Raw genomic sequence first — 11,935 nt, 5'->3', positions numbered from 1 at the left:
ACACTGCCTAAGTCTGACCTAGACAGTGTTCTTTGGACATGAAATTACTTCTTTGTTTCAGGAAGTACAACATTCAGAATAAGGGCAGCAATACCACCAGTGGCAACGCCTGAGCTAAAGATATTACGGAATAATTCAGGAAGATGCTCAAGAATTTGTGGAACTTGTGCAACACCTAAACCCAGTGCCAGTGAAATCGCAATGATCAGCAGGGCACGACGATCCAGATGTACGCCAGACAAAATGTTAATGCCGGAAGCTGCTACTGCGCCAAACATGACCATCACTGCACCACCGAGTACCGCTTGCGGAACTGCCTGGATAATACCAGTAACTGCAGGCAGTAAACCCAAAATGATCAGCAAAGCAGCAATCCAGATACCGACATAACGACTCGCTACACCGGTCAACTGGATCACACCGTTATTTTGTGCAAATACTGAACTTGGGAAGGTGTTAAAAATACCAGCAAGGAATGAATTCGCGCCATTGACCAGTACCCCGCCTTTAATGCGCTGCATCCATTTTGGACCATCGACCGGCTGGTTGGAAAGCTTTGAAGTCGCAGTGATATCACCAATGGCTTCCAAAGAGGTCACCAGATAAATGAACGCCATCGGGATGAACAGGCTCCAGGAGAAGCTTAAGCCGAAATGCATTGGGGTTGGAATCTGTACCAGTGGGGCATCTTTTAAGCCGGAAAAATCCAGATGGCCCATAAAGCCGGCCAGGATATAACCACAAACCAGGGCGATCAAAATGGCAGAACTTTTTACCCAGGTGATCCGGATACGGTTCAGGATAATGATCAGCGCCAAGACTGTGCAGGACATAATCAGGTTGTCGGCATTGGCAAAAGTTTTATCACTCATGGCTTGATAACCACCGCCCATACTGATTAAACCTTCTTTAATTAAGGTTAAACCAATTAGGAGTACCACAATTCCGGTTACCAGCGGGGTAATCAGTTTTTTGATCCAAGGCAGAATCTGTGACACGCCCATTTCAATAAATGCACCTGCAATCACCACACCAAAAATTGCCGCCATCACTGACTCAACTGGCGTACCGGCAGCAACCATGGCTGAACCAATACCAATAATTGGACCGATGAAGTTAAAGCTGGTTCCCTGAACAATCAGCAGACCGGCACCAAAAGGTCCCACTTTTTTAGATTGTAAAAAAGTTGCGATACCTGAGATCACCAGTGACATGGATAAAATCATGTTGGTATCTTCTTTGGAAACACCGAGTGCCAGACAAATCAGCAGGCCAGGGGTTACAATCGGGACAATAATCGCCAGTAAGTGCTGGAAAGCAGCTAAAAAAGCAATGAATGGTTTTGGGCGATCGTCCAGACCATATACCAGGTCAAGTTGATCTTTCGAGGGAGGAGATTGATTAAAATCAGACATGTGTCAATGCAAATTAAGGCAGGATGGCGCTATTCTAATCGAGTTACACGTCTTTACAAAATCAAAAAAGCCTTAACTGGGCAAAAAAAGTTGAGGAGTGTCGTAACAGTGACTATAAAAGTTTTGTATTTTTCTGTATAATTTGCCCTCAAATTACATATGCATTGAATTTACATGTCAGATATTAAAACTCTCCGTAACATCGCCATTATTGCGCACGTCGATCATGGTAAAACCACTCTTGTAGACAAACTTTTGCAACAATCAGGTGCTCTCGGTGATCGCGCGGGTGAGATCGAGCGTGTCATGGATTCTGGTGCTATCGAAAGTGAACGTGGTATTACCATTCTTGCAAAAAACACTGCAATCAAATGGTTAGATGAACGTACTAATACTGAATACCGCATTAACATCGTGGACACCCCGGGACACGCCGACTTCGGTGGTGAAGTTGAACGTGTAATGTCGATGGTTGACTGCGTACTTCTTCTTGTAGATTCACAAGAAGGCCCGATGCCACAAACACGTTTCGTAACGCAAAAAGCATTCGCACGTGGTTTGAAACCAATCGTCATTATTAACAAAGTTGACAAGCCAAGCGCGCGTCCAGACTGGGTGATTGACCAGGTATTTGATTTGTTCGATAACTTGGGTGCTTCTGACGAACAGTTAGATTTCCCAATTGTTTATGCTTCAGGCCTTCGTGGTGTTGCGGGTCCTTCTCCAGAAGAACTTGCTGACGACATGACGCCGTTGTTTCAAACAATCGTAGATATCGTTGAACCACCAGCAGTTGATATTGATGGTCCCTTCCAAATGCAAGTGTCTTCACTTGACTATAACAGCTTCGTTGGTGTGATCGGTATTGGCCGTATTCAACGCGGTTCAGTGAAATTGAACACGCAAGTGACTGTTGTTGATAAAGATGGCAAGACACGTAATGGCCGTATCTTAAAAATCATGGGTTATCATGGTTTGGATCGTGTAGACATCGAAGAAGCCAATGCAGGGGATATCGTTTGCGTAACGGGTATCGATGCATTGAACATTTCTGACACGATTTGTGATCCGAAAGCTGTTGAAGCGCTGCCGCCATTGTCGGTAGACGAACCTACAGTATCGATGACATTCCAGGTAAACAACTCACCGTTTGCTGGTAAAGAAGGTAAATTTGTCACTTCACGTAATATCCGTGAACGTCTAGACCGCGAATTGATTCACAACGTAGCACTTCGCGTTGAAGATACTGACAGTCCAGACCGTTTCAAAGTATCTGGTCGTGGTGAACTTCACCTTTCTGTATTGATCGAAAACATGCGTCGTGAAGGCTTCGAGATGGGTGTATCCCGTCCGCAAGTGATCATGAAAGAAATTGACGGTCAAATGCAAGAACCATTTGAAAACGTAACATTTGACGTCGAAGAACAGCACCAAGGTTTCGTGATGGAACAAATGGGCTTCCGTAAAGGCGAAATGACCAATATGGAAGTAGACGGTAAAGGCCGTATCCGTATTGAAGCAACCGTTCCTTCACGTGGCTTAATTGGTTTCCGTTCTGAATTCATGACCATGACTTCTGGTACAGGGATCATGACATCTAGCTTCTCGCATTACGGTCCAGCGAAAGCAGGTCATGTTGCGAAACGTCAAAATGGTGTGTTGGTTTCTATGGTTCAAGGCGTATGTCTTGGCTATGCATTGTTCACGCTGCAAGACCGTGGTCGCCTATTTGCGAAACCACAGTTGGAAGTTTATGAAGGTATGATCGTGGGTATTAACTCACGTTCTGACGACATGGCTGTGAACCCAACTAAAGCGAAACAGTTAACCAACGTACGTGCATCTGGTACAGATGAAGCTTTAACTCTTGTTCCTGCGATCGAATATACGCTTGAGCAAGCGCTTGAATTCATCGAAGATGACGAATTAGTTGAAGTAACACCGAAGTCAATTCGTATCCGTAAGCGTTACTTGACTGAAAACGAACGTAAACGTAACCGTGGTAAATAAGATTTAAAAATAAGCTTGCTCATTTAGAGCGATATTATGAAAAAATGCTATCAATTTATTGATAGCATTTTTTTTTTGTTTGCAATTGGCAATTCCATATATTCAAAAGAAATAATTCCGAGTAAATTACAAGGAATTTTGAACTGTTATAAAAGCCCTGCCATGCAATACAGTTCTCGAAATATTTAATTAAAAAGAATAGTTTCAAAATAAAGAGGAAAAAGACATGAGTATTGTTCAAGAATTTAAAGAATTTGCTGTTAAAGGCAACGTGATGGATCTGGCGATCGGTGTCATCATTGGTGGCGCATTTAGTCAAATCATCGATTCACTGGTGAAAGACATCTTCATGCCATTAATCTCATGGATTTTAGGTGGTGAAGTTGATTACTCAAATTGGTTCTTGGTGTTGGGGGATAACCCGAACAACGTGACTCAATTAGCTCAAGCACAAGCAGCGGGCTTAAATGTATTTGCTTATGGTAACTTCCTGACTATTCTGATTAATTTCTTGTTATTGGCTTGGGTTGTATTCCTGCTAGTGAAAATGATGAACAAGTTACGCCGCAAGGAAGAAGCAGAGCCAACTACGGAAGCGACTCCAGAAGATATCGCATTATTGCGTGAAATTCGTGATGAATTGAAAAAGCGTCCCGAAGCTTAAGCTTTTGAGATAAATAAAAAACGGCGCTGAGGGCACTGTTTTTTATGGAATCCCTCTTGCGAAGCAGTGCTTCTCACCATTTAATAAAGGGGGGAGCTCCCCTTTGTGAAAGGGGGATTTAGGGGGGATTAAAAATCCATCCGGAATTTGATTTCTACCAAATGAAAACCAAACTGGCTTTTGACCGGGCCATGTAATACACGTTCAGCAGCGGTAAATACCAGCTTATCAATGACTGGAACCAGCTGGCCTTTTTTGACTTCGCCCAGCTCACCACCACGTTTGGCAGAATTACAGGTGGAATACTGTTTGGCGATTTTATTAAAGTCGGCCCCACTTAAAATCTTCTTTTTAAGCTGTTCAGCGATTTCTTTATCCTTGACCAGAATATGACGCACAATGGCTGTTTTCATAACTTTTTCCCTCGTACAGTTGCCATTTTTTTGACAGGGAGCTGAATCTTTTTCAAAGGTTGGCATTCAGGACAAAAAACTGAAGCACGTTGTCCCAATTTGATATTTTCAAGCGTGGTCTCACAGTTCACGCACATTTCCCCGGCACGGCCATAGGCCAGCAAGGTTTGCTGGAAATAGCCATTTTCCCCCATGGCATTGGTATAGTCTCTTAAGGTCGAGCCACCCAGATCAATCGCCTGTTTCAAGATACGCTTGATTTCCAGCACTAATTTTTCAATCTGCGTCAGGCTTAAAGTCGAAGCGGGTTGTGCCGGATGAATCCCCAGATTAAACAGACTCTCAGTCGCATAAATATTACCGACACCCACCACCACATGGTTATCCATAATTGCAACTTTGGTGCCAACATTTTTATTCTTCAGTTTTTCAGATAAATACTCGGCATTAAAGTTGTCACTTAAAGGTTCTGGCCCTAGCGTGTCAATCAGTTTGCTTTGTGATTGTGTATCTAGCCAGAGAATACAGCCAAAACGGCGAGGGTCATGATAACGCAGTTCGATATCTTCAAACTGAATGATCAGATGGTCATGTTTACGTAATTCTTCCTTGCTATCGCATAGACGGAAACTCCCCGACATGCCTAAATGCCAGAGCATTGTGTCGTGTTCAAACTCTGCCAGAATATATTTGGAACGGCGACTCAGCTTGAGTAATTTCTGCCCCTCCAGTTTTTCTATATTTTCAGGAATGGGCCAGCGTAAACTTGACTGGCGCACCTCAACACGTTTCACGCGTTGGTCTAATAAGGGTAATAAACTGGTTTTGGTGGTTTCAACTTCTGGTAATTCTGGCATAACACATCGGTGGCGAGGGAGATGCAGTTAATATTGGGTGAATCGGCCAGGATTGCAAGCATTAATCTAGATGAAATCACTGGAAAATGACCGGAAGTTTCATATTTATTTGAGCAGTTATTGTTGAAAGAATGAACGGGGGTTTTAAGTTTTTCTTAGCAAATATTCAAAAGAAGAAATCTTATTGAAAAATAAATAAATTATAAGATCATGAAAAATATATAAATAAATTAAAAATCATAAAATAAAACTTATATTTTTATGTTTAAGGCATAACTAAAAGTTTAATTAATAATAAAAAAAATGCTGAGAATTTATATGAAAAGTTATGTAACTTCATGCACTTGAAAGCAATTTTAAAACCTTGCTTGTTTATCTCTCCATATGTTCGGGTTTTACATGAAATATTTAGGTCAAGCTCTATTGCCGTTAATGGCTGCCATGATAACAACCGTGCAGGCAGAATCTGCATTTGATTCACAAGGTCAGTATTTGCTGGGGGACTGGAATGGTCAACGTACAGAACTGGCTCAACAGGGGATCAAATTTGAAGCCAATCTGTTAACCGATACTGCCTATCTTGCTGATGGTGGTCGTAATGACGGTGCAGATCCATTAACTTCTGCCCAATTATGGTTGGGTACTCAATTGGACATGGCAAAACTGGCGGGATGGGAGGGTGTCACTGTACGTGCCATGATGAGTGCGCGCCAAGGTCAAAGTACCTCGGTTCGTGATTTGCAGGATCCTCATGCACCGCAGCTGGCCAATGTACAAGGCACTTTTGGACGCGGTAATCAGGATAGCCGTCTGAGTGAGCTGTCTATTGAAAAGAATTATAAAGAACAGGGACTCAGCATTAAGGCTGGTCGTCTGGGGTTGGGCATGGACTTTAACGTGATGGCCTGTGATTTTGCCAGTACGGCATTTTGTGCTGCACAAATGGGTAAATGGCAGGGCAATATCTGGATGAATACACCGGTTGCACAATGGGGTGCGCGCGTAAAGCAGCAACTGAATCCTGAACTTGCAGTACAAGTCGGGGTTTATGAGTTTAATCCGGACAATGGCAATGGGGCTAAAGAAGGTCAGGGCTGGAGTTTAGACACTGAGCATGCTGATGGCATGACGATTCCTGCAGAAATCGTATGGACACCAAAAGCATTCATTAATAACTTGCCGGGCAGCTACCGTGTGGGTGGAATGTACAATACTGCCGATGATGTTGCCAACCAAAAAGATATTGCCAATCCTGGTGATGCCAAGAATCGTACTTTTGCAGGCTGGTTTGCTGTAGAACAACAGTTAACTTCAACAGGTCAGGGTCGTCAGGGTTTGCATTCATTTGCCAACTTTACCTGGCATGACCGTGTGACCAATAAAGTAGACAATTCACAACAACTCGGAGTGAAATATATCGGCTTGGTCGACAGTCAGCCAAATGATATTCTGGGATTGGCCGTTAACCGTGTGCATGTGAATGACCGCTTTACAGATTCACGTCCGGTATTCAATGCCAGTGCAGAATACAATATCGAACTGAACTATAGCTATAATGCAACAAAATGGCTGATGCTACGTCCAAACCTGCAATATGTGGTCAATCCAGGGTCAACCAACAACGTAGATAATGCGCTAGTACTGGGTTTAAGCAGTCGCATCATCTTCTAAAAAGTGATGGTTCACGTTATAACTAAACAGGCTTTTTAAAGCCTGCTTTTTATTGCCCGATCATACTTAACATGAATAAAGAGGGAATGCCACGTGACATTATTATTTCAACCGCTACAGTTTGGTTCGTTATCACTCCGCAATAAAATTATTATTGCTCCGATGTGTCAATATTCAGCCACAGATGAAGGTGAAATCACTTATTGGCATGAGCAGCAATGGGCGAGTTATGCTCTCTCAGGTGCCGGTCTATGTATTGTGGAAGCGACTGCAGTGCAGCCAGAAGGCCGGATCAGTTATGCTGACTTAGGTTTATGGAATGATCAGCAAGCTGCCCAAATAAAAGCATTATTGGCCAAGGTTAAATCTATATCGCCAATGCCATTTGCTATTCAGTTGGCACATGCAGGACGTAAGGCTTCCACCGATAAGCCCTGGTCAGGCAAAGGCCAGATCGCGCCAGATCAACCTCATGGCTGGCAAACTGTTTCTGCGAGTAATCTGCCATTTCAGGCAGACGAGCATCCACCCAAAGCTCTCAGTCAAGCAGAGATCAATCAGGTCATTGCTGACTTTGCAGAAAGTGCCAAACGTGCAGTGGATGCCGGCTTTGACCTGATTGAGCTGCATGCAGCACATGGTTATTTACTGCATCAGTTTATGTCACCACTTTCAAATAAACGCGATGATCAGTATGGCGGTTCACTGGAAAACCGGATTCGCCTGACGCTGGAAGTATTGCAAGCCATAAAAGCAGCAGTTCCAGAAGGTTATCCAATTGGGGTACGTATTTCGGCCAGTGACTGGATGGACCAGCCAGATAGCTGGACGATTGAGTCTTCAATTGAATTATCCAAGGCACTGGAAGTTGCAGGTGCTGCCTATATCCATATTTCCAGTGCCGGTCTGCATGTCAAACAGCACATTGATGTGAAACCGAATTATCAGGTGCCTTTTGCAGATGCGATCAAGAAAGTGGTGAATATTCCCGTGATTGCCGTGGGTTTGATTACCGAAGCAGAGCAGGCAGAAGATATATTGCATAAAGGACAGGCAGATGCAATCGCCATTGCACGGGCCATTCTTTATGATCCACATTGGCCTTGGCATGCAGCAGCAGCACTTGGGGAGAAAATAAAGATTTCACCACAATATCTGCGCAGTGCCCCGCATGGTTTAAATCACCTTTTTGAGTCTTTTTAACACTGCTTTAGCGCCTGAAATTCCTATAATAGGAAATCACTGGCAAGAGGATACTGCATTATGATTTTTGCGGTCATTGTGCCGATATTTTTATTATTGGCGCTGGGTTATCTGACTGTAAAGAGTCAAGTGTTAAATAAGGAGCAGGTCGGTACGGTTGGTGCTTTTGTCATTAAAGTGGCCTTACCCTTGCTATTCTTTCAGTCCCTTGCCTCCAAAGACCTGCATGAAATCTGGTATTTTGAATACTTTTCGGTGTATAGCAGCGTGACCTTGCTGCTCTATGGAAGTGGTTTCTGGATTATGCGCCGTTATTTTCAGAATACGCATTCGCAAAGTGCAATCTTATCGCTGGGTGCCGCAATGTCAAATACCGGCCTGATTGGTACTGCCGTGCTGAGCCTATTGATGGGGCAGCAGGCGATGACCTATACCTCTCTGGTGGTCATCATCGAAAGTGTATTGCTGATTCCGCTGGTGCTGGTACTGGCGGCCATGGGTATACAACATCAGGCGAATCTGGGCTCCATTTTGAAAAGTGCACTGCTGACCTTGCTAAAAAATCCCTTATTTATGGGGGTGATGCTCGGGATGGCCTGTGCTGTTTTCCAGATTAAAATTCCGGTCTATCTCGATCAGGTCTTTGCCTTGATTGGTCAAACCGCCTCACCATTGGCTCTGTTTGCCATTGGCGGTGGTATCGTGGGAATGAGCCTGAAATATGTCAATCTGCAAAGCTTTTATCTGGTATTTTCCAGCAATATTATCATGCCGCTGTTGATGTATCTGGGACTAAGCCAGTTGACTGACTTAAATCAGGAAATGGTTCGTGCCGGTACACTGATTGCAGCTTTGCCGATGCCAACGATTTTTGGCATGTTAGGGCAGGCCTATGGTCTGAATGATCGAGCCTTAACGCCACTATTGATGAGTACGATTGCCGGTTTTATCGTAACCAGCGGTTTAATTGCCTTGTGGTGGGGATAATCTTCTAGAAGATGGATGCTCTCCCCATAAAAAAGCCCTATGCAATTTAGGGCTTTTTTATGTCTGAATTTTATTGGATCACTTAACTCTTCTTGGCAGGTGCTTTTTTCTGCTCTGCCAGCATTTTGTCTACCGCTGCCAAAGACTCTTTGGCCTGCGGAATATTTTGCTGTGCCAGTGCGGCAAATATTTTTTTCGCTTCTGGCAGGTTTTGCGGCACGATACTGCCATTGGTAAACATATTGCCTACCGCCATCAGTGCTGGAATATAGCCTTTTTTTGCCAGCTCCTGAATGCTGCTTAAACCTTGCTGAATAGGTTTTTCATCTTTGTTTTGGAAACCGCTGCTAATGTCATATAAGGCTTTGGCATGAATAGCCTGCATATTGCCCTTACTGATCAGAGGTTGCAATTTTTGCAGCCCGGCTTTATTTGAGGCTGCTGTATTTTCAGAAAATAGCAGTACAGCCAGATCTATGCTGGCATCCTCAAACTTGGCTACCGAAGCACGTTCCAGGTATTGTTTGGCTTTGGTCAAATCCTGTTTGAGACCGAGTGAGCCGGCCGCGTAGTTTTTACCCAGTACATAATTGGCCACCGGATAGCCTTTACTGGCTGCCTGCTCATAGAGCTGAATGGCTTTTTTCTCGTCCTTGACTGTACCTTGGCCGGTCTGGGTTAAATAGCCTAAGTTATATAAGGCTTGGGCATTGCCTTGACTGGCTAACTGGTTTAAAGCTTCATAGGCGCCTTTAAAATTATTGCCTTTGACCATGGCTTCAATTTTTTCGAATTGCGGATCGACTTGATCTTTTACGGTATTTGCCAGAGCGAATTGTGCAGAAACGGCAAGAACTGCAGCGAGTACTAATTTTTTCATGGTTCCTATAACCTTATTATTGCTGGCACCTTATTCCTTGGTGCGGTTTTAATCATTTTCACTTACATCATAAAAGGATTTTGTACTTTGTAAATATAGAATTTGTCACTAAATACAAATCATAGAAGCATGATTCACTGGTTAAATCGATGCTGGGTGTGGATAGGTTTTAGTTCAATCCTGCAGATATTGAAAGGATTACTTTGCTTCAGCCAACTTCTCTGATTAAATCTCGGTTTGAATCAGACTCCCAGGATTTCACCATGTTTGTCAAAACCATTAGACGTCACTATGACAGAATCAACGCAGATGAATCGATTGCCGATGAGGACAAGATTGATGCATTGTTGATGCAACTTGGGGCAGAGTTTTTGATTAGTCAGGAAGACCGGGTATATATCTTTCAAAAAGGAGATTTGACCGCAAAGTTTGATGCTAAACATGCGCGTGCTTATCACTTCAAAGATTATCTGGTGAAAGACATGAACAAGCTGTTTCATGGTTTCTAAAACAAAAAAGCCAAGAATTTCATCTTGGCTTTTTTCATGGGCTAAATCGGGATTATTGCGGACGCGCCACATCACCACTCAAAGCGTCAGGAAGTTCCAGAACTTCCAGGCCTAGCTCAGTCAGTGCTTCAGGTTTTGCCACCACGAGCGCTTTATAACCCTGTTCAATCGCGAGGCTATTTACGATTTCTACATCATTATTCAGTTTTGTGGCAACAGCAGGCGCGGCACCTGTCCCTTGAACCAGATGTAACCAGTGTTTAGGCTTGGCTTTAAACCAGAGGCGCGCAATCACTTCCTGACCCAGGTAGCAGCCCTTGTCATAGTGAATGCCTTCGCGTTGGTGCAAGCGCAATTCCTGTGGCTGAAACAGATTGGCGGTAGCAGCCTGAATCCAGGCCTGACCTGATTCAATGGCTTGCTGCTCCCACATTGTCACATCGGTTTCAGTTGCAACAAAGTCGGTATGAATACCATTGATGACCGGATAAACCGGACCGACCAGTTCCAGTTTTATTTTTGAGAAAGCGCCAAATTTCTTAATATGATTCGCCAGTTCTGTTGCCTGATCTTCAGTGCTCACGATTTCAAAGCTTTCCGGACTGATCTTTTTAAGCCATAAGCCAAATTGAATACGTCCTTTCAGACTGCAGATTGCAGTATAGCGTGTCTGGTTTTCTACCAAAGTTTCAGTATTCAAAGTCACCTGACCTTGAAGGAATTTTTGTGCATCGACACCATTCAGACTAAACAATGTGAAAGCAGGAGACGTTGCCATGATAAGCCCTAGTTTGAATACTATTAATCAATCCAGTTATTGTGCAGCAAGCCTCTAATAGAGGCAAACAAAAAAGCCCACAACAATCTAAATCATTGGCTTTTGGAATGGTCGGGGAGTCAGTGAGGATGTGTTCCATCCCAAGCGTGAGTGCTGAGCATCAAAATGGCAGCTATCGCTCTGAATATTGCTATTTTAAATACTTCAATTCTGCCTTTATATGGGTTTTTTTTAATGTGAGGAATACAAATCATGTGACATGCCTCCAACGGAACTTCTGGTAGTGTTGGAAAATCTGCTATTCCAAATTTAAGGATTGAAATTCTACTCAATGCTGTAGCAGGACAGGCATATAAAAACCAGTGAGGCTATATTTTTTATATAAAGTAAACGTTAAATAAAATAAATAATTTATTAATAATATTAAATACTTAATTAGGAATAATGATGTCGATAGATGCAGGAATATTTTGCAACATAAGACTAAAGAATGAGGCGAATTATTTAGAATTTTTTAGCAAAAGCCTGGTTTCGGGCAAAAATTCTAA

At 43.2% G+C, this 11,935-nt stretch carries 11 protein-coding genes; 6 read left to right on the top strand and 5 right to left on the bottom strand.

What is annotated here, in order from left to right; all coding sequences use genetic code 11:
• Positions 1 to 44 precede the first annotated feature (44 nt).
• A complete protein-coding gene (locus KUG37_RS07685) occupies positions 45 to 1,415 on the bottom strand; it encodes a uracil-xanthine permease family protein (RefSeq protein ID WP_216936822.1) in 1,371 nt (456 codons plus the stop codon).
• A gap of 174 nt (positions 1,416 to 1,589) precedes the next feature.
• Between KUG37_RS07685 and typA the strand changes: the two genes are divergently transcribed.
• The gene (gene typA / locus KUG37_RS07680) at positions 1,590 to 3,425 is read left to right on the top strand and encodes a translational GTPase TypA (RefSeq protein ID WP_216936821.1); all 1,836 of its coding nucleotides are present in this window, start codon (positions 1,590 to 1,592) and stop codon (positions 3,423 to 3,425) included.
• A gap of 226 nt (positions 3,426 to 3,651) precedes the next feature.
• On the top strand, positions 3,652 to 4,089 hold the full coding sequence (gene mscL, locus KUG37_RS07675) for a large conductance mechanosensitive channel protein MscL (protein WP_216936820.1): 438 nt from the start codon (positions 3,652 to 3,654) through the stop codon (positions 4,087 to 4,089).
• A 128-nt stretch (positions 4,090 to 4,217) separates the two neighbouring features.
• On the opposite strand, the gene KUG37_RS07670 is transcribed toward mscL, so the two are convergent.
• Both KUG37_RS07670 and mutM read right to left on the bottom strand, forming a co-directional pair.
• Entirely contained in the window at positions 4,218 to 4,502 is a 285-nt protein-coding gene (locus KUG37_RS07670) for a peptidylprolyl isomerase (RefSeq protein WP_216936819.1), read from the bottom strand.
• Entirely contained in the window at positions 4,499 to 5,359 is an 861-nt protein-coding gene (gene mutM / locus KUG37_RS07665; RefSeq protein ID WP_216936818.1) for a bifunctional DNA-formamidopyrimidine glycosylase/DNA-(apurinic or apyrimidinic site) lyase, read from the bottom strand. The genes KUG37_RS07670 and mutM overlap by 4 nt, the downstream gene beginning before the upstream one ends.
• Before the next feature lie 399 nt (positions 5,360 to 5,758).
• Here mutM and KUG37_RS07660 point away from each other — a divergent pair, with 399 nt between their 5' ends.
• The 3 genes from KUG37_RS07660 to KUG37_RS07650 all read left to right on the top strand — a co-directional run bounded on the left by KUG37_RS07660 (position 5,759) and on the right by KUG37_RS07650 (position 9,220).
• A complete protein-coding gene (locus tag KUG37_RS07660; protein ID WP_216936817.1) occupies positions 5,759 to 7,030 on the top strand; it encodes a carbohydrate porin in 1,272 nt (423 codons plus the stop codon).
• Between the two features lie 93 nt (positions 7,031 to 7,123).
• Positions 7,124 to 8,233 carry an NADH:flavin oxidoreductase/NADH oxidase gene (locus KUG37_RS07655; protein WP_216936816.1) on the top strand — a complete coding sequence of 370 codons (1,110 nt, stop codon included), beginning with the start codon at positions 7,124 to 7,126 and terminating at the stop codon, positions 8,231 to 8,233.
• A gap of 60 nt (positions 8,234 to 8,293) precedes the next feature.
• A complete protein-coding gene (locus KUG37_RS07650) occupies positions 8,294 to 9,220 on the top strand; it encodes an AEC family transporter (protein WP_216936815.1) in 927 nt (308 codons plus the stop codon).
• 82 nt (positions 9,221 to 9,302) lie between these two features.
• Here KUG37_RS07650 and KUG37_RS07645 read toward each other — a convergent pair whose 3' ends face one another.
• The gene (locus KUG37_RS07645) at positions 9,303 to 10,100 is read right to left on the bottom strand and encodes a tetratricopeptide repeat protein (RefSeq protein WP_216936814.1); all 798 of its coding nucleotides are present in this window, start codon (positions 10,098 to 10,100) and stop codon (positions 9,303 to 9,305) included.
• Positions 10,101 to 10,363: 263 nt separating this feature from the next.
• Here KUG37_RS07645 and KUG37_RS07640 point away from each other — a divergent pair, with 263 nt between their 5' ends.
• The gene (locus KUG37_RS07640) at positions 10,364 to 10,609 is read left to right on the top strand and encodes a hypothetical protein (RefSeq protein WP_216936813.1); all 246 of its coding nucleotides are present in this window, start codon (positions 10,364 to 10,366) and stop codon (positions 10,607 to 10,609) included.
• 52 nt (positions 10,610 to 10,661) lie between these two features.
• Here the strand turns inward: KUG37_RS07640 and KUG37_RS07635 are convergent, their stop codons facing one another.
• Positions 10,662 to 11,387, bottom strand: coding sequence for a folate-binding protein YgfZ (locus KUG37_RS07635; protein ID WP_216936812.1), 726 nt, complete (start codon positions 11,385 to 11,387; stop codon positions 10,662 to 10,664).
• Positions 11,388 to 11,935: the final 548 nt, after the last annotated feature.

Source organism: Acinetobacter sp. BY419, assembly GCF_019038395.1.
Taxonomy (GTDB): Bacteria; Pseudomonadota; Gammaproteobacteria; order Pseudomonadales; family Moraxellaceae; genus Acinetobacter.
This window is presented reverse-complemented; position numbering and strand designations above follow the sequence as displayed.